19 protein-coding genes are annotated in these 22372 nt (G+C 66.3%); 3 read left to right on the top strand and 16 right to left on the bottom strand.

Annotated elements, in window-relative coordinates; translation table 11 throughout:
* Positions 1-50 precede the first annotated feature (50 nt).
* From BRAS3809_RS14240 to BRAS3809_RS14280, 9 genes are all read right to left on the bottom strand, one after another.
* Positions 51-1949, bottom strand: a complete 1899-nt coding sequence (locus BRAS3809_RS14240; RefSeq protein ID WP_008962803.1) for a potassium transporter Kup — start codon at positions 1947-1949, stop codon at positions 51-53.
* Positions 1950-2201: 252 nt separating this feature from the next.
* Entirely contained in the window at positions 2202-3032 is an 831-nt protein-coding gene (locus BRAS3809_RS14245; RefSeq protein WP_008962804.1) for an OmpA/MotB family protein, read from the bottom strand.
* A gap of 34 nt (positions 3033-3066) precedes the next feature.
* The gene (locus tag BRAS3809_RS14250; RefSeq protein WP_008962805.1) at positions 3067-3840 is read right to left on the bottom strand and encodes a motility protein A; all 774 of its coding nucleotides are present in this window, start codon (positions 3838-3840) and stop codon (positions 3067-3069) included.
* 179 nt (positions 3841-4019) lie between these two features.
* Positions 4020-4379 carry an Hpt domain-containing protein gene (locus BRAS3809_RS14255; protein WP_008962806.1) on the bottom strand — a complete coding sequence of 120 codons (360 nt, stop codon included), beginning with the start codon at positions 4377-4379 and terminating at the stop codon, positions 4020-4022.
* Positions 4376-6571, bottom strand: a complete 2196-nt coding sequence (locus tag BRAS3809_RS14260; RefSeq protein ID WP_008962807.1) for a hybrid sensor histidine kinase/response regulator — start codon at positions 6569-6571, stop codon at positions 4376-4378. The genes BRAS3809_RS14255 and BRAS3809_RS14260 overlap by 4 nt, the downstream gene beginning before the upstream one ends.
* Before the next feature lie 310 nt (positions 6572-6881).
* Complete coding sequence (locus tag BRAS3809_RS14265) at positions 6882-7601, bottom strand: RraA family protein (RefSeq protein ID WP_008962808.1); 720 nt, start codon at positions 7599-7601, stop codon at positions 6882-6884.
* 108 nt (positions 7602-7709) lie between these two features.
* Positions 7710-8600 (bottom strand): CDP-diacylglycerol--serine O-phosphatidyltransferase, encoded by an 891-nt coding sequence (pssA, locus tag BRAS3809_RS14270; RefSeq protein WP_008962809.1) that lies wholly within the window; start codon positions 8598-8600, stop codon positions 7710-7712.
* A gap of 85 nt (positions 8601-8685) precedes the next feature.
* Positions 8686-9384, bottom strand: coding sequence for a phosphatidylserine decarboxylase (locus BRAS3809_RS14275; RefSeq protein ID WP_008962810.1), 699 nt, complete (start codon positions 9382-9384; stop codon positions 8686-8688).
* A gap of 133 nt (positions 9385-9517) precedes the next feature.
* Positions 9518-11491 carry an ABCB family ABC transporter ATP-binding protein/permease gene (locus tag BRAS3809_RS14280; RefSeq protein WP_008962811.1) on the bottom strand — a complete coding sequence of 658 codons (1974 nt, stop codon included), beginning with the start codon at positions 11489-11491 and terminating at the stop codon, positions 9518-9520.
* A gap of 226 nt (positions 11492-11717) precedes the next feature.
* Here BRAS3809_RS14280 and BRAS3809_RS14285 point away from each other — a divergent pair, with 226 nt between their 5' ends.
* Positions 11718-12320 carry an LOG family protein gene (locus tag BRAS3809_RS14285; RefSeq protein ID WP_008962812.1) on the top strand — a complete coding sequence of 201 codons (603 nt, stop codon included), beginning with the start codon at positions 11718-11720 and terminating at the stop codon, positions 12318-12320.
* Between the two features lie 3 nt (positions 12321-12323).
* Here the strand turns inward: BRAS3809_RS14285 and BRAS3809_RS14290 are convergent, their stop codons facing one another.
* The 4 genes from BRAS3809_RS14290 to cysS form a co-directional block, all read right to left on the bottom strand.
* A complete protein-coding gene (locus tag BRAS3809_RS14290) occupies positions 12324-12701 on the bottom strand; it encodes a VOC family protein (RefSeq protein ID WP_008962813.1) in 378 nt (125 codons plus the stop codon).
* Between the two features lie 229 nt (positions 12702-12930).
* A complete protein-coding gene (cimA, locus tag BRAS3809_RS14295) occupies positions 12931-14529 on the bottom strand; it encodes a citramalate synthase (protein ID WP_008962814.1) in 1599 nt (532 codons plus the stop codon).
* On the bottom strand, positions 14526-15026 hold the full coding sequence (locus BRAS3809_RS14300) for a GNAT family N-acetyltransferase (RefSeq protein ID WP_008962815.1): 501 nt from the start codon (positions 15024-15026) through the stop codon (positions 14526-14528). Before BRAS3809_RS14300 ends, cimA begins: the two co-directional genes overlap by 4 nt.
* 115 nt (positions 15027-15141) lie before the next feature.
* Positions 15142-16551 carry a cysteine--tRNA ligase gene (cysS, locus tag BRAS3809_RS14305; RefSeq protein WP_008962817.1) on the bottom strand — a complete coding sequence of 470 codons (1410 nt, stop codon included), beginning with the start codon at positions 16549-16551 and terminating at the stop codon, positions 15142-15144.
* A gap of 388 nt (positions 16552-16939) precedes the next feature.
* Here cysS and BRAS3809_RS14310 point away from each other — a divergent pair, with 388 nt between their 5' ends.
* A complete protein-coding gene (locus BRAS3809_RS14310) occupies positions 16940-17248 on the top strand; it encodes a hypothetical protein (RefSeq protein WP_008962818.1) in 309 nt (102 codons plus the stop codon).
* A gap of 153 nt (positions 17249-17401) precedes the next feature.
* Positions 17402-18562: a DUF2865 domain-containing protein gene (locus BRAS3809_RS14315; protein WP_008962819.1), complete on the top strand. Its 1161-nt coding sequence runs from the start codon at positions 17402-17404 to the stop codon at positions 18560-18562.
* Between the two features lie 23 nt (positions 18563-18585).
* Here the strand turns inward: BRAS3809_RS14315 and BRAS3809_RS14320 are convergent, their stop codons facing one another.
* From BRAS3809_RS14320 to BRAS3809_RS14330, 3 genes are read right to left on the bottom strand one after another with little or no spacing between them, the layout of a single operon-like run.
* On the bottom strand, positions 18586-19953 hold the full coding sequence (locus BRAS3809_RS14320) for a nitrilase-related carbon-nitrogen hydrolase (protein WP_008962820.1): 1368 nt from the start codon (positions 19951-19953) through the stop codon (positions 18586-18588).
* 12 nt (positions 19954-19965) lie between these two features.
* The gene (locus BRAS3809_RS14325; protein WP_008962821.1) at positions 19966-20319 is read right to left on the bottom strand and encodes a diacylglycerol kinase; all 354 of its coding nucleotides are present in this window, start codon (positions 20317-20319) and stop codon (positions 19966-19968) included.
* Positions 20319-21707, bottom strand: coding sequence for a class II 3-deoxy-7-phosphoheptulonate synthase (locus tag BRAS3809_RS14330; RefSeq protein WP_008962822.1), 1389 nt, complete (start codon positions 21705-21707; stop codon positions 20319-20321). Before BRAS3809_RS14330 ends, BRAS3809_RS14325 begins: the two co-directional genes overlap by 1 nt.
* Positions 21708-22372: the final 665 nt, after the last annotated feature.

The raw sequence follows: 22372 nt of genomic DNA on the forward strand, positions 1-22372 counted from the left end.
TCTGCGAACCGAATTTAACATATCTCTCCGCATTCGAGGATCTCGCGACCTCAAATCGTTACCTGAGTACCAACTTCCACCACCCGTCCCGTCGGAATCTGGAAATAATCGGTCGCGTCATTGGCCGATCGGCTCAGCCCGATGAACAGATGGTCCTGCCAGGTCGGCATGCCCGATTGCGACGATGGCTTCAGCGACCGGCGCGACACGAAGAAGGACGTCGACATGATGTCGAACTGCCAGCCGAGCTTGCGGGCCACCGCCAACGCCCGCGGCACGTTCGGCGATTCCATGAAGCCGAAGCGCAGCCGGACCTTGGAGAATTTTTCGCTGATCTTCTCCATGCGAACGCGTTCGGACACGTCGACACGCGGCGTCTGCGCGGTCTCGATGGTCAGGATGACGTTGTGCTCGTGCAGCACCTTGTTGTGCTTGAGATTGTGCAGCAGCGCCGTCGGCACCGAGGTCGGGTCGCTGGTGAGGAACACCGCGGTGCCCTTGACGATATGGGGCGGCCGCTTCTCCAGGCTGGCGACGAGATCGTCGAGCGGCACCTCGATCTTCCGCGTCTTGAGCATCAGGATCGCCGAACCGCGCCGCCAGGTCCAGATCGTCACCACCATGGCGGCCCCGAACAGCAGCGGCACCCAGGCGCCTTCGAGGAGCTTGAGCAAATTGGCGCTGAAGAAGGTCAGGTCGACGATCACGAACGGGGCGATCACCGCCGCGGCCACCGCGACGCGCAGGTTCCACAGCTTCCAGATCACCACGAAGCCCATGATGCCGTCGGCGACCATGGTGGTGGACACCGCGATGCCGTAGGCGGAGGCCAGGTTGCTGGACGTGCGGAACATCAGCACCAGCAGCATGACGCCGATCAGCAGCAGGCGGTTGACGCGCGGCAGATAGATCTGGCCGGCATGGCTCTCCGAGGTGTAGCGGACCTCGAAGCGCGGCAGCAGCCCGAGCTGCACCGCCTGGCTGACCAGCGAATAGGCCCCGGTGATCACGGCCTGGCTCGCGATCACGGTCGCGGCGGTGGCCAGCACGACGAGCGGCAGCAGCAGCAGCTCGGGGACCATGCGATAGAACGAGTTCTCGATCGCAGCCGGGTCGGACAGCACCAGAGCGCCCTGCCCGAAATAATTGATCAGTAGCGCAGGCAGCACGAAGAACAGCCACGCCGACTGGATCGGCTTGCGGCCGAAATGCCCGAGATCGGCATACAGCGCCTCGCCGCCGGTGACCGCGAGGAAGACCGCGCCGAGCGTGACCAGGCCGACCGTGCCGTGCGACAGCAGGAAGTGGACGGCATAATAGGGATTGATCGCCGCCAGCACCGACGGGTCGTCGCTGATATGCACGATTCCCATCACGGCGAGGCTCGCGAACCAGGTCACCATCACCGGACCGAACGCCGTCGCCACCCGCGCCGTGCCCTTGCTCTGCACCGCGAACAGCACGACCAGGATGAACACCGTGAGCGGCACGACATAGTGCTCAAGCGCCGGCGCCGCGAGCTTCAGACCTTCGACCGCCGACAGCACCGAGATCGCCGGCGTGATCATGGAGTCGCCGATGAACATCGAGGCTCCGACCACGCCCAGCGCCATCAGGAACATGCTGCGGCGGCCGAGCGCGCGCTGACCGAGCGCCATCAGCGAAAGCGTTCCGCCCTCGCCGTTGTTATCGGCCCGCAGCAGCAGCAGGACATATTTGGCGGTCACCACGATGAAGAGCGACCACAGGATCAGGGAGAGCACGCCGAGCACGATCACGCGCGACACCGGCTGGCCGTGAGCGGCGCCGATGGCGGCCTCGCGGAACGCATAGAGCGGCGACGTGCCGATGTCGCCGAACACGACGCCGATGCTGCCCAGCGTCAGCCCCCAGAACCCCGACGTACTCGCGGTCTCCTGGCCTTCGGTCGATGTGGCGCTGGCCGTCATGTCGCTCGAAACGCATCTTCCCTGATTGGCCCGCCACGCGTGGGCGCGGCCCGGCCGCGGGTCAAGTCTCTACCGTAACAGAGCCGGGCCTGTCGCCTGCAACGAAAGACGCAGAGCCGTGCGTTGCACAGCTCTCTCATTCCGCCCGACGGCATGAGCCGTTCTCGCACCATCCGGCGCGAGAGGTCGATAGACGAGAGTCGGAGGCGGCACCCTGCCTGGCGGCAATATGGTGTGGTGAAGCGACGAAGACTAGGGCTTGAGGTCCGGCGGCAACGGCGGATCCTCACGCATCAGGGTGATCGTGACGCGGCGATTGGCCGCCAGCGAGGGATCATCCGGGAACAGCGGCTGGGTGTCGGCCTTGCCCGAGACGGCGAAGATGTGGCTCGGCGGCAGCCCTTCCCGCTCGAGGATCTGGCGCACGGCATTGGCGCGGTCCGCCGACAGGTCGAAGGCGCCATAGTCGCTGCGGGCTGGAACGAAGCCGGCCGCGGTGTGGCCGGTGATCTGCACGCGCAGCGGGGTCGCCTTGAGCGGCGCAGCGAGCTTTTCGATCAGGCGCCGGGTCCGGTCATAGGGAGTCTTCGAGCCGTCGGCGAACATCGAGCGCCCGTCCTGGTCGACGATCTCCAGGTTCAGGCCCTGCTTGGTCTCCTCGAACATGATGTGCTTGGAGATCTCGGTCATCTCCGGCATGTCCTGCAGCGCTTGGCGCAGCGACGCCGAGGCCAGCGCGAACTGCCGGTCGATCTTCAGCTTGGCGCCGTTGGTGTGCTGGCGCTCCTCCTGCTCCGGGCTCGGATCGCGCGCAGTCTCCTCGGGGGAAACATGGGCGGCGTTCTTGAGCTTCGGCCGGGTCGGCAGGCCATCGGATTCGACAATGCCCGAATAGCGCGACTCCGACTGCACGCCGAAGGCCTCGCGCATCGAGCCGGCGACGACCTTCAGCTTGTTGTTGTCCATGGTGGAGAACGCGACGAGCATGACGAAGAAGCTCATCATGAGACCCATCAGGTCGGCGAAGGTCACGAACCAGCCGTGCCCGCCGCCATGCGCGTCGCCCCGTTTCTTCTTGGCCATCCCCTAGCTCCGGTGCACGCCCCCCGACGACGGCCTAGGCCGGCACCGGCTCCCCTTCGGCATGGCGATGTTTCTCCGGCAGGTAGGCCAGCAGCATCTCCCGGACCAGCGCCGGGCTCTTGGAGTCGCGGATCATCAGGATGCCGTCGATGATCAGCGTGCGATTGGTCTCCTCGTCGAGCAGCTTGCCGTGCAGCTTGTCGGCGATCGGGAGGCAGAACAGGTTCGCGACCAGCGCGCCGTACAGCGTTGCGAGCAGCGCGGTCGCCATGAACGGGCCGAGCTTGGACGGGTCGGTCATGTTGGCGAACATCTGCACCATGCCGATCAGGGTGCCGATCATGCCGAACGCCGGCGCGCAATCGCCGATCGCGCGATAGATCTTGCTGCCCTCGTCGAGATGCATCAGGAAATTGTCGCGGTCGCGCTCGAGATTGTCGCGAATGAATTCGAGGTCGTAGCCGTCGGCCACGTAACGGATCCCCTTGGCCAGGAACGGCTCGTCCGTCTCGACCTTCTCGAGGCCGACCGGCCCCTGCTTGCGGGCGATCTCGGCGATGCGGGCGAGCTCGTCGACCAGGTCGCGCGCCGACAGCCGGCTCATCGTGAACGCGAATTTGGCACCGAGCGGCAGGCCGTGCAGCATCGCACCGAGCGGAAAGCGGATCATGGTGGCCGCGATGGAGCCGCCGAAGATGATGATCACGGCGTGCTCGCTGATGAACATCTCGACGTCGCCGCCCAGCAGCATCATCGTCGCGATCACGATGCCACCGGCGACCAGCCCCACACTCGTCATGATATCCATGAGCTTACTCCACCCGCATACGCGAACTACCGGCCATCCTGGACGGGCGCGACGGCCCTGCCCCACGCGCGGTCGAGATTAGATGCGCGCCATTAAGGACGAGTTACCGAATTTGGTAGGCATAATGAGAGGTAAACGAGACGCGGCGAGCCGATGCACGCCGGCCCCGGCAGACGGGTTCAGGCCGCCATGCCGCGCTTGAGCAGGTTCGTCTCGGCGAAGATCACCGCCTGCTCGAACGACTGCTGCATCTTGTGGACCATCTCCAGCATCTGGGCCGGCTCCATCGTCGCCGAACCGAGCTCGAGCTCGCGTGACAGCCGGGACAGCGCCGCGAAGCCGAAGGTCGCCGACGAGCTCTTGATCGAATGCGCCTCGCGCTTCAGTTCGAGACGGTCCTCGAATTTGGAGGCGAGCTTCCCGAACTTGCCGGACGTGTCGTCCAGGAACGTCCTGAGCACCTCCAGCGCATCCTCCTCGCCGAGCTCCGATATCAGGATCTGGTAGACGGATTCATCGAATTGCACCAGGTCGGTCATGCGACAAGCCTTTCCTTGTTCGTGGCAGCGGCCGCGCGAAGCAGAGCGGCGTTCAGTCGATCGCGCGTGACCGGCTTGGTCACGAAATCGTTCATGCCGGCATCCGTGCACGCCAGATGGTCCTGGCTGGTCGCGTTGGCCGTCAGCGCGATGATGTAGATGTCCTGCGCGGGAGGCGGCAGCGAGCGAATCATGCGCGTGGCAGTGAGCCCGTCCATCTCCGGCATCATCATGTCCATGAGGATGAGATCGTAGGTCTGTTTCTGCACGGCCGCCACCGCCTGGGTGCCGTTCTCGACGAGCTCGTAGTTGTGGCCGAGCTTGTCCAGGAGCTTCTTGATCACGAACTGATTGGTGAGATTGTCCTCGGCGACGAGGATCTTGAGCGGCTCGACGCTGGCGGGGCGCTCCTCGGCGGCGGTCTCGCCGACCGGGACGATGGTGGCCTCGGGTGCGCTCACCTGCTCCAGGTCGGGCTGCGGCTGCGGCTGAACCTGGATCGAGAAGGTGAAGGTGCTGCCCTCGCCGACCTTGCTCTGCACCTTGATGTCACCGCCCATGCAGGTGACGAGACGCTTGCAGATCGCAAGACCGAGCCCCGTGCCGCCGAAGCGGCGCGAGATCGAGTTGTCGACCTGCGAGAACTGCTTGAACAGGCGTCCGACCGCTTCCGCCGGAATGCCGACACCGGTATCGGCCACCGAGAAGACGAGCGTCAGGTTCGGCCCCGGCAGGTCCTCGGTCCGGACGTCGATGCGGACGCTACCGGCCTCGGTGAATTTCAGCGCGTTGCCGACCAGGTTGAACAGAACCTGTCGCAGCCGCGCGGGATCGCCGACCACGTAGTTCGGCACATCCGGCGCGATCGAGGTCGTCAATTGCAGGCCCTTCTCCTTGGCCCGGGAGACCAGGAGTTCGGCGGTTGCCGTCACCGACCGGTGCAGGTCGAACTCGATGTGCTCGATCTCGAGCCGGTCGGCATCGAGCTTCGAGAAATCCAGAACGTCGTTGAGAAGCTGCAGCAGATAATCGGCCGATTCGCGCAGCGTGGTCGCGATCTTGCGCTGCTCCGGCGCGAGATCGGCCGACAGCAGCAGGTCGGCGAGCCCGATGACGCCGTTCATCGGCGTGCGGATCTCGTGGCTCATCATCGCCAGGAATTCCGAGCGCGCCCGCGTGCCCGCCTCGGCGGCATCGCGCGACGCGGCGAGGCCGGCCTGATAGCGCGCGATGAGGATCGTGATGATTCCGATGACAACCGTCAGCAGTGCGCCGACCAGCAGATCGCGATCGCGGTTGCTCTTGAAGGCAGCGAAGACCTCGTCGGAGGCCTGGCCCACGATGACCACCAGCGGCTGCTCCTTGATGCGCTGGAACGAATAGATGCGCGGAATGCCGTCGATCAGGCTCTTGGCCGTATAGGAGCCGCTGCTCCTCTGCTGAATAGCCGTCATCACCGGGCTGCCGGAAAGCGACGTGCCGACGCCTGCGGGACCTGCCGAGGCCCGCGCGCGAACGATCCCGTCGAGGCCCACGAGCGTGACGTTTCCGTTCTTGCCGAGATCGACCGAATTGTAGAAGCTCGAGAGATACTCAGGATCGAGCGAGACCACCACGACACCGCCGAACGAGCCGTCCGGCATGATGATCCGCCGCGTCAGCTGGATCGACCATTTGTTGGAGACTCGGCCGAAGATCGGCTTGCTGATGAAGAGAAAGTCGTCCTTGCCGTCGGCATGGACCCGGAAGTGCTCGCGATCGCGCAGATCCAGACCACGCATCTTGGGGTCGATGTTGCTGGACAGCATGATGCCGTCCTTGCCGATCACCACCACCTGGAACGAGAAGTCGGACAGGAACTGGCTGTTCTTCGACCACAACGACATGTCGAAGTTCTGCGGGTCCTTGGCGTAGGAGTCGCGAACATAAAGCAGCGTCTGGTCCGCAGCGCGGATCGAGCGGATGATCTGCTCCTCGAAGGCGCGCGCGAGATTGGCGCCGTTCTTGAGCGCCGACTGCTCGGTGCGGGAGTGCTCTTCGGTAATCGTGTAGAAGATGCCGGCCCACACCAGCGCGATCGCCGACAGGCCGATCACGGCGCTGCCGAAATGCCCGATCATCCGCACCATCGTGTCGACGGCCCGGTCGAGCCGGCCGAAGAACGGCATCGATTTCGATATCAGCCTGCGCATGTCACTCGTCCTCGGAGGACATGCCTAGCGACGCAGGCTCGCCATCAGGTAAAGCTTGATGGATAAAATCTTCTCAACGAGCGAGAGTCGTTTAACCTTCGGCCCTCGGGCCGCCCGATACGGGTAATTAGTCACCGCGCCGGCCGCGCCCCCGTATTGATCCGGATACGATCTGCAACGGACACTCGCTGCATTCGGCCGGCAACCGGCCTTGGCGGAAGAGCCACGCCGCGGTCGCGGCGCGACTTCGTGGCGGCCGGGAGCGCCTCTCTCGACGACCCGGCTTGAAGACCCGGCCTGAAAACTGCGCTCAATGGATCTCGGCGGAGCGCTTCAGCGCGGCCTTGAGCTTCTCGAGCGAGAAATCCGCCGAACGCGCGATCTCCAGGATCGGCGTCTCGCGGCGGCCGCAGAGTTCGGCGGCTTCCGGCAATTGGGCAGCGATATCGTGCGGGATCACGATGGCACCGTGCCTATCGGCGTGAATGAGATCGTCCGAGCGCACGGTCATGCCGGCGACGCGAACCTCGCCGCCGAAGCTCTCCGCATGAACCCAGGCATGCGACGGCCCGATTGAGCCGGCCAGCGCCTGGAAGCCATCGGCCCATTGCGGGATGTCGCGGATCGAACCGTCGGTGATCACGCCGCGGCAGCCGAGCGCCTTGTGCACGGCGCTCTGCACCTCGCCCCAGAACGCGCCATAGCCGATATCGGGCCCGTCGATGTCCTGGATGACGACGATCCGCGGCCCATGACCGGTGCCGACATATTCATAATAGTCGGTGCGCCGCTTCGCCTGCTCCTCGACCGGAAGGCCGGATTTGACGACCGAACGGATGATCGCGGTCCGCGCGTAGCCCACCATCGGTGGCAGATCGGGAAACGGGCAGACCAGCGGCTTGGTCGTGTAGCCGATCAGGCGGCGCTCGGGCGCCACGAGCTCCATGGCGTTGCAGATGGTCGGCGTATCATAGCGCGCGAGCGCCTCGAGAACGGCGGGAGCGAGGGGCGCGGCGGCGGACGTTGTCACGGGCGTTTCTCCGGATGGCTTGGACGGACGTCATCGCCGCCCTTGCATCCCGGTATAGCCGACGCTCTCAACGCGGCAAAGCTTCAGACCAGACTGCCCGCCTTGCGTTCAGTGCAGCCGCTCCGGCGGCCGCTGCTCCTGCTCGGCGGGCGGCGCGCCAGCCGGCGCGAAGGTCGGCGCCGAAGATGACGGTGACTGCGGAGTAGCGGCGGCACCAGCGAGCGTCGCGGCGTGCTTTGCCGCCTGCTGCCGGTATAGCCTCCAGCCGAACGGCAGGCTCAGCATGTACAGGATCGAGACGGCCGACAGGATGTGCCAGGGATAGACCACGATCAGGGCGACGAAGAACACCACCGCGGCAAACACCGGCAGCACCAATTCCGGCGAGACCCGCATCCGCGTGGTCTTGCCGGAAAACACCGGCAGCCGCGAGACCATCAGGAAGGCGATCAGCAGCGTGTAGAAGGCGGTAACGAGCGCCGGCGGCTTCGGCAGGTCGAGAAAGGCGAGATAGACCGGCAGCAGCACGGTGATCGCGCCGAGCGGCGCCGGCACGCCGGTGAAGAAGTTGGCTGCGAAGGGCGGCTTGGTCGGGTCGTCGATGCTGGCATTGAAGCGCGCCAGCCGCAGCCCGCCGCTGATCGCGTACATCATCGCGGCGATCCAGCCGCCGTCGTGCAGCTCGTGCAGCTGCCAGAAATACAGCATCAGGCCCGGCGCGACGCCGAAATTCACGAAGTCGGCAAGGCTGTCGAGCTCGGCGCCGAATTTCGACTGGCCCTTGATCATGCGGGCGATACGGCCGTCGATGCCGTCGAGGAAGGCGGCGAGGACAATGGCCGCGACCGCGAGCTCCATCCGGCCCTCGGTGGACAGCCGGATCGCGGTCAGGCCGGCGCAGATCGCCAGCAGGGTGATCATGTTCGGCACCAGCAGCCGCACCGGGATCGGGCGAAAGCGGCGACGGCGAAGGTCGGGAGAGGTCGGATCGAAGCTCATGATCACACCACGGGGGTTGCACTGGACCTTGTGCCGGATCTTGACCCAAAGTCCCGTTAATGGGTCATTCCGGGCCGGCGGCGGTTCACTGGCTCCGGAACGACAGGCCGGGCACGGCGACGTCGAAATCGGCCAGGATGGTCTCGCCGGCGATGGCCGTCTGTCCCTCGGAGACCAGAACCTCGGTGCCGTCAGGAAAATAGACGTCGAGCCGGGAGCCGAAGCGGATCAGCCCGAAGCGCTCGCCTGCCCCGACGGTCTGCCCCTCGCGCACGAACGACACGATCCGGCGGGCCACCAGTCCGGCGATCTGGACCACCCCGATCTTGCCGTGAGGGGTCGAGATCGCGAGCGAGTTGCGCTCGTTGTCCTCGCTGGCCTTGTCGAGTTCGGCGTTGATGAAGGCGCCCGGACGGTAGGCGATCTTCTCGATCCGGCCGGCCACCGGGCTGCGGTTCACGTGGACGTTGAACACGCTCATGAAGATCGAGACCCGCAGCAGCGGCCGGTCGCCCAGGCCGAGTTCGGCGGGCGGCAGGGCGCGGGTGATCATGGAGATGCGGCCATCGGCCGGCGCCACCACGAGCCCTTCCCGCTGCGGCGTCACCCGGATCGGATCGCGGAAGAACAGCGCGCACCAGACGGTCAGCAAGGTGCCGACCCAGCCGAGCGGCGCGAAGATCCAGAACAGGATCAGGCTGACCAGGGCGAAGGCGCCGATGAACGGATAGCCCTCGGGATGGATCGGCGGGATCTGGGCACGGATGGAATTGCTGATCGACATGGCCTGCTTCGTTGAGATGTCGTCGCTCTGACCTCAGAGCGGACCGCCGCCTTGACTAGGTCGCTGCGCGGCGAAGGTCAAAATGAATCCTTAACGAGTCCTTGCGTCCGGATCACGGCGATCGCCTCGGGAATCACTCCGCAGCACTGGCGACCGGCCCGGACAGCTCCGGTCCGGCCACGTCTGGCTCGCTCCGGGCGGGCGGATTGCGATTCGGCGCGGCCGCGTCGTCGCCGATCTGCGCCAGCTTCTCGCGCGCTTCCTCGGCCTCGCGCTGCCGGTTCCACATGCCGGCATAGAGCCCGCCTTTCGCCAGCAGGTCGGCGTGCGTGCCCCGCTCCGCGATGCGGCCGCGGTCGAGCACGATGATCTCGTCAGCCGCAACGATGGTCGAGAGCCGGTGCGCGATCACCAGCGAGGTGCGATTGCGCGACACGCCGTCCAGCGCGTCCTGGATCTCGTGCTCGGTATGGCTGTCGAGCGCCGAGGTGGCCTCGTCGAGCACCAGGATGGGCGGCCCCTTCAGGATGGTGCGGGCGATCGCGACGCGCTGCTTCTCGCCGCCCGACAGCTTGAGGCCGCGTTCGCCGACCTGAGTCTCGTAGCCCTTCGGCGCCATCCGGATCAGGCCGTCGATCTGTGCCAGCCGCGCCGCTTCCTCGACCGCGGCATCGCCGGCGTCCCAGCGGCCGTATCGGATGTTGTAGCGAATGGTGTCGTTGAACAGCACCGTGTCCTGCGGCACCATCCCGATCTGCGCCCGCAGCGACACCTGGGTGACGTCGCGGATGTCCTGCCCGTCGATCAGGATGCGGCCGCCGGAAACGTCATAGAGCCGGAACAGCAGCCGGGAGATGGTCGACTTGCCGGCGCCGGACGGACCGACGATCGCGACCGTCTTGCCGGCCGGCACCTCGAAGCTCAGCCCCTGCAGGATCGGCCGCTCCGGCTCGTAGGCGAAGCGGACGTCCTCGAAGCGGACATGGCCTGATGTCACGACCAGCGGCCTGGCGCCGGGCGCATCCTTCACCTCGGCATCCCGGGTGAGCACGCCGAACATCTTCTCGATGTCGATGATCGCCTGCTTGATCTCGCGATACACCATGCCCATGAAGTTCAGCGGCTGGTAGAGCTGGATCATCATGCTGTTGATCATGACGAAGTCGCCGACGGTGTTGCGCCCCTCGCGCACCCCATGGGCGCACATCAGCATCGCGACCGTCAGGCCGATGGTGAAGATCACCGCCTGCCCGGCGTTCAGCACCGCCAGCGAGGTGTAGGTCTTGACGCTGGCGCGCTCATAGCGCTCCATCGACCGGTCATACCGCTCGGCCTCGCGCGCCTCGGCGCCGAAATACTTCACCGTCTCGTAGTTGAGCAGCGAATCGATCGCCTTGGTGTTGGCGTCGGTGTCGGAATCGTTCATCCGGCGCCGGATCTCGATCCGCCACTCGGTCGCGATGTAGGTGTAATAGAGATAGGCCGCGACCATGGTCAGCGTCACCACCACGTAGCGCCAGTCGAACTGCCACAGCAGCACGGCGGTCAGCAGCGACACCTCGACGATGGTCGGGATCAGCTGCAGGATCACCATGCGCACGATCGTCTCGATGGCGTTACGGCCGCGCTCGAGCACGCGCGTCAGTCCGCCGGTCTTGCGTTCCAGATGAAAGCGCAGCGACAGCTCGTGCATGTGGACGAAGGTGATGGTCGCGAGCTTGCGCACCGCATGCATGGCGACGCGCGCAAAGATACCGTCGCGCCACTGCGTCAGCACCGCCATCAGCACGCGCATCGCGCCGTAGCTCGCCGTCATCACGATCGGGGAGGCCACCAGCCAGAACGCCCAGTCGTCAGGCTTGATCGGCGCGGTGTTGGCGCCGGTCAGGGCGTCGGTGGCCCATTTGAAGGTGAACGGCAGCACCAGGGTCGCGACCTTGGCCGCGAGCAGCAGAACCACCGACCACAGCACCCGCATCTTCAGATCGGCGCGGTCGCTCGGCCAGATGAAGGGCCAGAGATGCCGAAGCGTCCCGGCGAGCGTTCCCTGCTCCAGGGACGCGGGTGTCTCGGGGGCACCATGATGGGGGGATGAATCGGGGGGCATCAAGCGATCTGGAACAGGGGGGATCTTGGCATGTTATGAGGCGGGGTCACCTGCCCCATATAGAGTGTTCGACCGCCATGTGCACCCGCGCGTCAACGAATTCCGATGCGGCGGCGCAGTAATTGCATAACTTGGTTCAGATCGTTTGGACCACCCGTAAAATCCCGCGAACCACCCTATCCGCCCTCGTCTTGACGCCTTTCAGTTGCAGTGTCACACCCATCCCATGACTGAAATCCGCACCGTCTGTGTCTATTGCGGCTCCGGCCCGGGCACCAATCCCAGCTTCATTCAATCGGCGAAAACCCTCGGCAAGGCGCTCGCCGAGAACGGCGTCAGGCTCGTCTACGGCGGCGGCTCCATCGGCATGATGGGCGCGGTCGCCAAGGCCGTGCTGGAGCATGGCGGCGACGTCACCGGCATCATTCCGGACTTCCTGGTGAAGAAGGAAGTGATGATGCCGCTGAAGGACCTCATCGTCACGCCCGACATGCACGAGCGCAAGCGGCTGATGTTCGAGCACTCCGACGCCTTCGTCGCCCTGCCCGGCGGCATCGGCACGCTCGAGGAGCTGGTCGAGCAATTGACCTGGAAGCAGCTCGGCCGCCACGCCAAGCCGGTGCTGATGGCCAATATCGACGGCTTCTGGGAGCCGCTGTTCGCCCTGCTCGCCCACATGCGCGAGACCGAATTCATCCGCCCGGGCTTCCAGATCGAGCTGCTCAAGGCCGACCGCGCCGAGGACATCCTGCCGCGGCTGCGCGAGGCCGCCGCCCGCGTCGCCAAGGAAGAGACCGAGATGGCGCCGGAGATCGCCAAGCGGCTCTGATCCCTACTCGCTCGGAAACGTCACAGCCTCGATCCGGTTGCCATCCGGATCGAGCACGAACGCCGCATAGTAGCGCACACGGTCGTGCGGCCGCAGACCCGGCGCGCCATCCGAGACTCCGCCGGCTTCCACCGCCGCGGCGTGAAAGGCGTCGACCTCCGCGGTGCTCCTGGCGCGGAAGCAGAGATGCGAGCCGGTGTCGGCCGGCACGCGGGCCATGCCGGCGCGGAGATTGATCCAGAACTCCGGATAGGCCTTGCCGAAGCCCACATTGGCGGGCCGTTCGATGAGCCTGGTGAGACCGAGCGGCGCAAGCGCCAGCTCGTAGAACCGCGTGCTCCGCGCGAGATCGCTGACGCCGACGGAGATGTGGTCGATCATGGTGAGCCTCCCCTGCCCGCCGAAATCGTGGACATCGTAGCCCGGATGAGCGCAGCGACATCCGGGGTCTCACGGGCCGTCTCGGTGAACCCGGATGTCGCTACGCTCATCCGGGCTACACGCTGCCCTCTCCTCCGTCATTGCGAGGAGCGGAGCGACGAAGCAATCCAGTGTCGTGGGCGGGACTCTGGATTGCTTCGTCGCTTCGCTCACAATGACGAAAGTAATTTCACCCCTTCGCGCCCGACTTCACCAGCTTGTAGAACACCGAATCCATCAGCGCCTGGAACGAGGCATCGATGATGTTGGGCGAGACGCCGACCGTGGTCCAGCGCTCGCCGGTCTCGTCCTCGCTCTCGATCAGCACGCGCGTCACCGCCTCGGTGCCCCCGTTGAGGATGCGGACGCGGTAGTCGATCAGCTTGAGGCCGTCGATGAAGCCCTGGTACTTGCCGAGATCCTTGCGCAACGCGACGTCGAGCGCATTCACCGGGCCGTTGCCTTCGGCGGCCGAGATCAGCCGCTCGCCGGCGACGTCGACCTTCACCACCGCCAGCGCCACCGTGACACGTTCGCCGAGCGCGTTGTAGCGCTGCTCGACATTGACGTCGAACTGCTCGACCCGAAAATACTCCGGCACCGAGCCGAGCGTGCGCCGCGCCAGCAGCTCGAACGAGGCGTTGGCGGACTCGTAGGCGTATCCCAGCGCCTCGCGTTCCTTCAGCTCCTCGACGAGCCGCGTCAGCTTCGGATCGCTCTTGCTGAACGGAATGCCGCCGCGCTCGAGCGCCGCGATGACGTTCGAGCGGCCGGCCTGGTCGGAGACCAGCACCTTGCGATGATTGCCGACGCTCTCCGGCAGGACATGCTCGTAGGTCTGCGGATCCTTCAGCACGGCCGAGGCATGAATGCCGGTCTTGGTGACGAAGGCGCTTTCGCCGACGTAAGGCGCATGGCGGTTCGGCGCGCGATTGAGCATGTCGTCCAGCGTGCGCGACACCTTCATCAGGCCGCCGAGCTGCTGGTCGGAGACGCCGATCTCGAAGCGATCCGAGAACTCGGCCTTCAGCTTCAAGGTCGGGATCAGCGAGCACAGATTGGCATTGCCGCAGCGCTCGCCGAGGCCGTTCAACGTTCCCTGGATCTGGCGCACGCCGGCGCGCACCGCAGCCAGCGAGTTCGCCACCGCCTGCTCGGTGTCATTATGCGCATGAATGCCGAGATGATCGCCGGGCACATGCTTCACGACCTCGCTGACAACAGCTTCGATCTCGTGCGGCATGGTGCCGCCATTGGTGTCGCACAGCACGACCCAGCGTGCGCCGGCCTCATAGGCGGTGCGGGCGCAGGCCAGCGCGAACGCCGCATTCTCCTTGTAGCCGTCGAAGAAATGCTCGCAGTCGAGCATCACCTCGCGCCCGGCCGCCTTGGCCGCGGTGACGCTGTCTCTGATCGAGGCGAGGTTCTCCTCGTTTGTGGTCTCGAGCGCGACGCGCACCTGGTAGGCCGATGACTTGGCCACGAAGCAGATGGCGTCCGCCTTGGCCTCCAGCAGCGCCGCGACGCCCGGATCGTTGGAGACCGAGCGCCCTGCACGCCGGGTCATGCCGAACGCCGTGAAGCGGGCATGGCCGAGCTTGGGCTTGTCGGCGAAGAACTCGGTGTCGAGCGGGTTGGCGCCGGGATATCCGCCTTCGACATAGTCGATGCCGAGATCGTCGAGAAGACGCGCGATGACCTGCTTGTCGGCCAGCGTGAAATCGACGCCGTTGGTCTGTGCGCCGTCGCGCAGGGTGGTGTCGAACAGATAGAGGCGTTCTCTGCTCATGACTGCGCCCCTGCCCCGAGCGGCTTCTTCATCGTGGTGTTGGCGAGCCATTCGCCATTGATCGAGACGCTGTTGCGCTGCTGCGCGACGTAGCCGCGCTTGCGGAAGAAGTCGACCGCGGTGTCGCTAGCGTCCACCAGGAGCCCCGTGCTGCCGCGCGCGCCGGCGAGCTTCTCCAGCGCATCGCACAGCATCGCGCCGACGCCCTGCCCGGCCACGCTCGGATGCACATAGAGCATATCGATATGGTCATTGCCCTTCAGCGAGGCGAAGCCGACCGGCGAGCCCTGCAAGGTCGCGATCAGGGTCAGTGTCGACGCCAGCTTCTTGCCGAAGCTCGCCTCGTCATCGGCAGCGGCGGCCCACGCCTCCTGCTGCTCCTCGCTGTAGTCGTCACCGGTGAGCTGCTGAATGCTGGCGGCGAAGATCGCGGCAAGCACCGGCGTATCGGCCGGGAGAAACGGCCGCAGCGCGGCTTTCGGAAGTGCCTGTCCCATATCTCTCACCAGATCCCGTAGAGCTTCGTCACCAGCGCCACCGCGGCGGCAATCACCGCGAGCTTGAGCACGATGTAGTACAGCCAGTGCCGCGGAAACGGCGTGTCGGGCTTTGTCATCGCGCGATCTCCCAGGTCGTCACCGGCTTGCCGTCGGCGCCCTTGCCGTCCTTCAGCACGACGCCCATCGCGGCGAGCTCGTCGCGGACGCGATCGGACTCCTTGAAGTCCTTGCGCGCTCGGGCAGCGGCGCGCTCGGCGATCAGCCCCTCGACCCTGGCGGCGTCGACGCCCTTGGCCTGCTGCTTGCGAGCCTCCCACTGAGCCGACGTCTCGGACAGGAAGCCGAAATAGCGGAGCGAGCCGGCAAAGGCGGCGCGATCGGCCGCGCTCCCGGCCGCCGCCCGGGCGCGAAGTGCGTGCAACTCAGCAATCATCAGCGGCGTGTTGATATCGTCCAGAAGCGCGGCAACGATCGCAGGCTCTGGCTGCTCGCCCGGCGCATCGGCGGCGACGCGGTACCAGTCGTCGAGCGTCTTCGCGCTCTCCTCCAGGCCCTTGACCGTCCAGTCGGCGGGCGAGCGATAGTGCATCTTGAGCATGTTGAGACGCAGCACCTCGCCCGGCCAGTCGGCCAGGAGATCGCGGATGGTGACGAAGTTGCCGAGGCTCTTAGACATCTTGGCGCCCTCGACCTGCACGAACTCGTTGTGCAGCCAGTAGTTCGCCATCACCGAGGTGCCATGGGCGCAGCGCGACTGCGCGATCTCGTTCTCATGGTGGGGGAAGATCAGGTCGAGTCCGCCGCCATGGATGTCGAAGACCTCGCCGAGATAGGCCGCGCTCATCGCCGAGCACTCGATGTGCCAGCCCGGGCGGCCGCGGCCCCAGGGGCTGTCCCAGCCCGGCTCGTCCGGCGAGGATTGCTTCCACAGCACGAAGTCCGCCGGGTTCTTCTTGTGCGCATCGACGGCGACGCGGGCGCCGGCAAGCTGATCTTCGAGCTTGCGGCCCGACAGCGCGCCATAATCCGGCATCGACTGCGTGTCGAACAGCACCTCGCCGCCGGCCTGATAGGCATGACCGCGCGCAATCAGTTGCTCGATCAGCGTGACCATGTCGGCCTTGCCGTCGGGACGCGGCAGCACGAATTCGGTGGCGCGCGGCTCGAAGGTCGGCCGCAGGCTGCCGAGCGAGGCGGCATCGCTGTGGAACTGATTGGCCGTCACCTCGGTGACCTTGCGGATCGCCTCGTTCAGCGGCAAGCCGGGGAAGTCGCGCGCGGCGCGCGCGTTGATCTTGTCGTCGACGTCCGTGATGTTGCGGACATAGGTCACGTGCCCGGCGCCATAGATGTGGCGCAGCAGCCGGAACAGCACGTCGAACACGATCACGGGCCGCGCGTTGCCGATATGGGCGAAGTCGTAGACCGTCGGTCCGCAGACATACATGCGGACATTGTTCGGATCGAGCGGCACGAAGGGGCGCTTCTCCCGCGACGCGGTGTCGTAAAGACGCAAGTCCATGGTCAGTCCCCGAATGCCTCAGTCCCCGAATGCCTGTGCCACGCCTCGCCGGGCGAGACGCAATGGGTGTCCTGCGCCAGATGACGGCCCGGATGCGGGCGGCCACGGCCAATAGCGCGCTCCCGACCTGCCGGCCGGGCGTCCTGATCATCTCTGTTGAGAAAAGACGGCCTCAGCCAGCGAATCGCTAGCGCGTAATCTCGCGGCAAATGCAGCAGATGGCGAGGAAACCGTTCATGGATCTCACCATGATGCAGCGGGATGTTGCCGTCAAGAGCCGCAAATCGGCCGTTTTCGCCGCCCAAATCGACGCGCCCTGCCTCATGGTTAATCATTTTTAACCTTTTTGGCCTAACCATGGGTTGTCTCCTACATCCACCGGTGCACCATGCGATTCTCATCGGCGCTGCTCGCCTGCTGTGTCCTCCTCTCCGCCGCGACCACCGCTTCGGCCGAGAGCCGAATCTTCATCATCGCCAACGAGGCCGACGGCTATGGCGTCGACCAGTGCCTGGCCAAGGGCGACAAATGCGGCGCCTCGGCGGCCCGCTCCTACTGCCAATCACGCGATTTTGCGCAGGCCTCCTCCTATCGCCGGGTCGACCCCGATGAAATCACCGGATCGGTGCCGAAAGCCGGTGCAAACTGCGTCCATGGCGGCTGCAGCGAGTATGTCGCGATCACCTGCCAGCGCTGAGACGCCCCGGAACTGCTGTTCCCGCCACTGCGGCGCCCCGGATTGGACGTGACGCTGCCCGACAAAGCGGCTATGGGATGCCGGCCGCTGCCGCGATTTTTCCGAATTCTGTGCTAGCTCCGCGGCAGCACCCATGGACCGGAATACCGCATCTTGATCGCATCCCTGTCTCCGCGCCTGCTGGCCTGTACCGCGCTGCTCGGACTGTCCCTGACCGGCTCGCACGCCCTCGCGCAATCCAGCTCCGATTCCTACGCGCAGATGGCGCCCGGCCAGCCGGGACAACAGGCGGGCGTGAACCCGATCTGCCCGCGGCTCGAGGCGCAACTCGCCACGATCGACCGTGGCGGCGGCGGCGATCCCGCGCGCGAGGACCAGATCCGGCGCTACCAGGACGCGGCGGCCAAGCAGCAGGCCGAGCTCGATCGCGTCAGCATGCAGGCCAAGCGCACGGGCTGCGACAGCCCCGGCTTCTTCTCGATCTTCAACGGCCGCGCGGCCGAATGCCAGCCGATCAACAACCAGATCCAGCAGATGCGCTCGAATCTGGACCAGATCACCGGCAGCCTCGAGCGGCTGCGCGGCGGCGGATTCGGCGGCGAGCGCGACAATCAGCGCCGCTCGGTGCTGGCTGCGCTCGGCCAGAACAATTGCGGTCCGCAATATCAGCAATATGCCAATGCCAACCGCGGCGGCGGTGGCGGCGGCAACTTCCTGACCAGCCTGTTCGGCGGCGGTCCCGACAACAACCCGGCGGCCTCGCTGCCGCCGCCGAGCGCCGATCTCGCCGCGCCGCAAGGCACCTATCGCACCGTCTGCGTGCGCACCTGCGACGGCGCCTATTTCCCGATCTCGTTCGCCACGGTGCCCGGCCGCTTCGCCGACGACGAGCGCGCCTGCAAGGCACAGTGCCCCGCCGCCGAGGCGACGCTGTTCACCTATCGCAATCCCGGTGAGGACATGAACCAGGCGGTCTCGGTCAACGGCCAGCCCTACACCGCGTTGCCGAACGCTTTCAAATATCGCACCGAGTTCAACCCGAGTTGCTCCTGCAAAGCGCCAGGCCAGACCTGGGCGGAGGCGCTGAAGTCGATCGACGAGCGGGCCTCGGCCGCCGAACAGGGCGACATCATCGTCACCGAGGAGAGCGCCAAGCGGATGCAGCAGCGTCAGACCGGCAAGCCGCCGGCCACCGCTGCGAAGAAGGGCGCCGCGCCGGCCGATGCCACGGCGCCGACGACGGCTGCGGCCGACGGCGCCGGCGGCGACAAGCAGATCCGCACGGTCGGCCCCACCTTCATCCCGGCGCGCTGAACGAGTTCGCCGGGCCATCGCGCTTATCCTTCGTCCGCATCGCGCGACGCGCGGTCGATGAAATCGGGCGGGATCACCTCGCCCGAGACTCCCAACGCGTCGACCGGCTGCCAGCGGTTGCGCAACGCTGCGAGGCGAATAAGGTGTGCCGGCGGGATGTCGTCGGCCAGCAGGACGTTGCGGCCGACTTCATCGCCGTGCCAGTTCGATTCCCGCCGCGGGGCAAGAGCGAGACCGCCAGACAGACTGGCCAGCGCCCTCAACAACGTCGCGCGCACGCTTGCCAGCAGATCGCGATGGGCGTCGTGCGACAGCTTTTCGGCCAGGATGCTTTCGAAGCCTGCGACCGCAGCCGCGATCGGCACCACCTCGGCGGCGACACCGAGCCGCGCGGCGGCCGCGATCGCCGCGTCCTGAGCGACACTGTCCGGCCCGGACAGCACCACACCGCGCACCCGCGCGGGCCCGAGCGCATCGACCGCCAGCGCGAGAGACAGCGCGGACCGGGCGTCCGCGGTGAGGCCGAGTACGACGCCATTGAAGCCGGCCTTGGCGACTCGGTCACGCAGGCCGAGCACAAGCGCCGCGTAGTCGGCCTCGTCGCCGTCGATCAAGGAGCTGACCGGCCCACCACGACATTGCCAGCCGTCGCTGCCCCTGCTCCACGCCAGCGTGGTGAGATCGTCGACGAAGGCCGGCAGCTGCACGGCCATCGAGAGATCAGCGTTAAGCGCGAAGGATGCGCCATCGAAGACGTCGCCGCCCTGCCCGCCGGTTTGGTTGAGCCAGATCAGCGGCAGGTCGCTTTCGGTGACACGGGCCACTGCGGCCGACAGGCGCCGGTCACCATCGCCACGGACATAGCGCGCCGCAGCCGGAACGACGATCAGCTCGGCGCCGGTCTCCGCCAGGGTCTCGACGACGTTCTCGTGGCCCGGCTGTTCCGGCCAGATGTCCTCGCCGATCGCGATGCCGACACGCACGCCGCGCACGCTGAGCGGGCCGGCGGCCGGGCCGCGCGTGAACAGGCGCTTCTGGTCGCCCGACAGATTGATCTTGAACCGCGTAGCGGCGACGCGGCCGCCGTCGAGCAGTACACAGGCATTGTAGAGCTTGCCGTCCTCGGACCAGGGCGTGCCGATCAGCAGCGCGGGCCCGCCATCGCTGGTCTCGCGCGCCAGCGTCTCGATAGCCGCGCGGCAAGCAGGCGGGACTTCGGCCTGTTGCTGCGCCAGGCCGCCGGTCAGGAACAGCTCGGGCAACACCACGAGTTCGGCGCCGTCGGCCGTGGCCTTCGCCCGCGCCGCGCGCGCCTTCGCGGCGTTGCCGGCGATGTCGCCGACTGTCGGATTGAGCTGGGCCAGCGTGATCTTGAAGCTGTCAGCGGCCATCGCTCGACTCGTTCACAACAAACCGAGCCGCTCGGCGATCGCGAACAGCCAGAACCCGCCGGACATCAGGAGCGCGACGCCGACCGCGGCGGAGCCGAGATCCTTGACGCGGCCGATCTGCAGATCGTGCTCGGTGGTCAGCCGGTCGGCGAGCTTCTCGATCGCGGTGTTGAGCAGCTCGACCACCAGCACCAGCATGACGGCGCAGACCAGCTCGACGCTGCGCATCGGGGTCGCGCCGATCACGTAAGCGAGCGGCAGCGCCAGAATCAGCGCGACCACCTCCTCGCGCACCGCCTGCTCGGAGCGCAGCGCGAAGGAAAGGCCGTTGCGCGAGTTGACCGTCGCGCGCCACAGACGCAGCATCAGAGGCCCGCGACCGCCGGCATCGCAGTAGCCTTGCCGCCGCGCTGCTGCTTCAACAGCTCGGCGATCAGGAACGCCATGTCGATCGACTGCTCGGCGTTCAGCCGGGGATCGCAGACCGTGTGATAGCGGTCGTTGAGATCCTCGTCGGTGATCGCCCGCGCGCCGCCGATGCATTCGGTGACGTCCTTGCCGGTCATCTCCAGATGAATGCCGCCGGCATGGGTGCCCTCGGCCGCATGCACCGCGAAGAACGCCCTGACCTCTGCGATGATGCGGTCGAACGGCCGGGTCTTGTAGCCCGAGGTCGAGGTGATGGTGTTGCCGTGCATCGGATCGCACGACCACACCACCTTGCGGCCTTCCCGCTGCACCGCGCGGATCAGGCCCGGCAGGTGATCGCCGACCTTGTCGGCGCCGAAGCGGCTGATCAGCGTCAGCCGGCCCGGCTCGTTGTCGGGATTGAGGATGTCGATCAGCTTGAGCAGTTCGTCCGGCTTCAGCGACGGGCCGCATTTCAGCCCGATCGGGTTCTTGATGCCGCGGAAGTATTCGACATGGCCGTGATCGAGCTGGCGGGTGCGGTCGCCGATCCAGATGAAATGGCCCGAGGTCGCATACCAGTCGCCGGTGGTGGAATCGACGCGGGTGAAGGCCTGCTCGTAGCCGAGCAGCAGCGCCTCGTGGCTGGTGTAGAAGTCGGTCGCGCGCAGCTCCGGATGGCTCTCGAGATCGAGGCCGCAGGCGCGCATGAAGTTGAGCGCCTCGGAGATGCGGTCGGCGAGTTCCTTGTAGCGGCGCGACTGCGGGCTATCCTTGACGAAGCCGAGCATCCACTGATGCACGCTGCCGAGATTGGCGAAGCCGCCGGTGGCGAACGCGCGCAGCAGGTTCAAGGTCGCCGCCGACTGCCGGTAGGCATCGAGCTGGCGCTGCGGATTGGGGATGCGCGCCTCGGCCGTGAAGGCGGTATCGTTGACGATGTCGCCGCGGTAGCTCGGCAGCTCGACGCCATCGATCTTCTCGGTCGGCGAGGAGCGCGGCTTGGCGAACTGGCCGGCGATGCGGCCGACCTTCACCACCGGCACCGCGCCGGCATAGGTCATGACGACGGCCATCTGCAGCAGCACGCGGAAGAAGTCGCGGATGTTGTTGGCGCCATGCTCGGCGAAGCTCTCGGCGCAGTCGCCGCCCTGCAGCAGGAACGCTTCGCCCGCGGCCACCCGCGCCAGCGCCTTCTTCAGGTTGCGCGCCTCGCCGGCGAACACCAGCGGCGGGAAGGTCGCAAGCTGCGCCTCGACCTCGGCCAGCGCCTTCTGGTCGGGATAGTCGGGCACCTGCTGCACCGGCTTGGACCGCCAGCTCTCCGGGCTCCAGCGCTCCGTCATGGCTCTCTACTCCCTCTCGACATCCGCACGCTTCGTTCCCCCGCCGCGGCGCGCCGCCTTATACACAGCCTGCCCGGCGACTGCCATCCGGAATTTAGCTCATTCGGCCAAGCCCTTGCGGCCGCACCAGGATTTTGACGCGGTTGAGATTCCGGATCATCACGGGGCCCGCCGTCTCCGTCATCCCGGCGAACGCAGCGAAGCAATCCAGAGTGGTGGACGGGACTCTGGATTGCTTCGCTCCGCTCGCAGTGACGATCGTGGCGACCGGCCCGCCCATTCCCCTCTTTTCATCGACGCACCTGCGCTACCTCCTGCCCGACCGCCGTCATCCCGGCGAACGCCGGGATCCATAACCACCGTCCGATGTCGTGAGGCGAGGCGGATGGACTTGCGCAAGCCAACGGGCGCTGCGGAGTCTGGGTCCCGGGTCGGCGCCCGCGGCGGCGCGTCGCGCCGAGATCGGGGTCCGCCACCGTCACGTCCTGCACAATGGTGGGCACGGCGCGTGACAGCGTCGCCGACAACTCGTGCCGTGCCATGCGCCTTTGCCCACCCTACAGTTCGGTGTTCCCGGTTTTCGGCTGCACAATATCAAACAGCAATACGCCATCTCGCGGCGCTGCGTGCCCGAGGCATGAAGGTCGTCCGTCCCTCGCAAATTC

The organism is Bradyrhizobium sp. STM 3809 (assembly GCF_000239795.1).
Classification (GTDB): domain Bacteria; phylum Pseudomonadota; class Alphaproteobacteria; order Rhizobiales; family Xanthobacteraceae; genus Bradyrhizobium.

Excerpts from the sequence above, each read along its gene's own strand:
- BRAS3809_RS14240 (WP_008962803.1), bottom strand. The coding sequence starts at position 1,949 with ATGACGGCCAGCGCCACATCGACCGAAGGCCAGGAGACCGCGAGTACG.
- BRAS3809_RS14245 (WP_008962804.1), bottom strand. The coding sequence starts at position 3,032 with ATGGCCAAGAAGAAACGGGGCGACGCGCATGGCGGCGGGCACGGCTGG.
- BRAS3809_RS14250 (WP_008962805.1), bottom strand. The coding sequence starts at position 3,840 with ATGGATATCATGACGAGTGTGGGGCTGGTCGCCGGTGGCATCGTGATC.
- BRAS3809_RS14255 (WP_008962806.1), bottom strand. The coding sequence starts at position 4,379 with ATGACCGACCTGGTGCAATTCGATGAATCCGTCTACCAGATCCTGATA.
- BRAS3809_RS14260 (WP_008962807.1), bottom strand. The coding sequence starts at position 6,571 with ATGCGCAGGCTGATATCGAAATCGATGCCGTTCTTCGGCCGGCTCGAC.
- pssA (WP_008962809.1), bottom strand. The coding sequence starts at position 8,600 with ATGAGCTTCGATCCGACCTCTCCCGACCTTCGCCGTCGCCGCTTTCGC.
- BRAS3809_RS14275 (WP_008962810.1), bottom strand. The coding sequence starts at position 9,384 with ATGTCGATCAGCAATTCCATCCGTGCCCAGATCCCGCCGATCCATCCC.
- BRAS3809_RS14280 (WP_008962811.1), bottom strand. The coding sequence starts at position 11,491 with ATGCCCCCCGATTCATCCCCCCATCATGGTGCCCCCGAGACACCCGCG.
- BRAS3809_RS14285 (WP_008962812.1), top strand. The coding sequence starts at position 11,718 with ATGACTGAAATCCGCACCGTCTGTGTCTATTGCGGCTCCGGCCCGGGC.
- BRAS3809_RS14290 (WP_008962813.1), bottom strand. The coding sequence starts at position 12,701 with ATGATCGACCACATCTCCGTCGGCGTCAGCGATCTCGCGCGGAGCACG.
- cimA (WP_008962814.1), bottom strand. The coding sequence starts at position 14,529 with ATGAGCAGAGAACGCCTCTATCTGTTCGACACCACCCTGCGCGACGGC.
- BRAS3809_RS14300 (WP_008962815.1), bottom strand. The coding sequence starts at position 15,026 with ATGGGACAGGCACTTCCGAAAGCCGCGCTGCGGCCGTTTCTCCCGGCC.
- cysS (WP_008962817.1), bottom strand. The coding sequence starts at position 16,551 with ATGGACTTGCGTCTTTACGACACCGCGTCGCGGGAGAAGCGCCCCTTC.
- BRAS3809_RS14310 (WP_008962818.1), top strand. The coding sequence starts at position 16,940 with ATGCGATTCTCATCGGCGCTGCTCGCCTGCTGTGTCCTCCTCTCCGCC.
- BRAS3809_RS14320 (WP_008962820.1), bottom strand. The coding sequence starts at position 19,953 with ATGGCCGCTGACAGCTTCAAGATCACGCTGGCCCAGCTCAATCCGACA.
- BRAS3809_RS14325 (WP_008962821.1), bottom strand. The coding sequence starts at position 20,319 with ATGCTGCGTCTGTGGCGCGCGACGGTCAACTCGCGCAACGGCCTTTCC.
- BRAS3809_RS14330 (WP_008962822.1), bottom strand. The coding sequence starts at position 21,707 with ATGACGGAGCGCTGGAGCCCGGAGAGCTGGCGGTCCAAGCCGGTGCAG.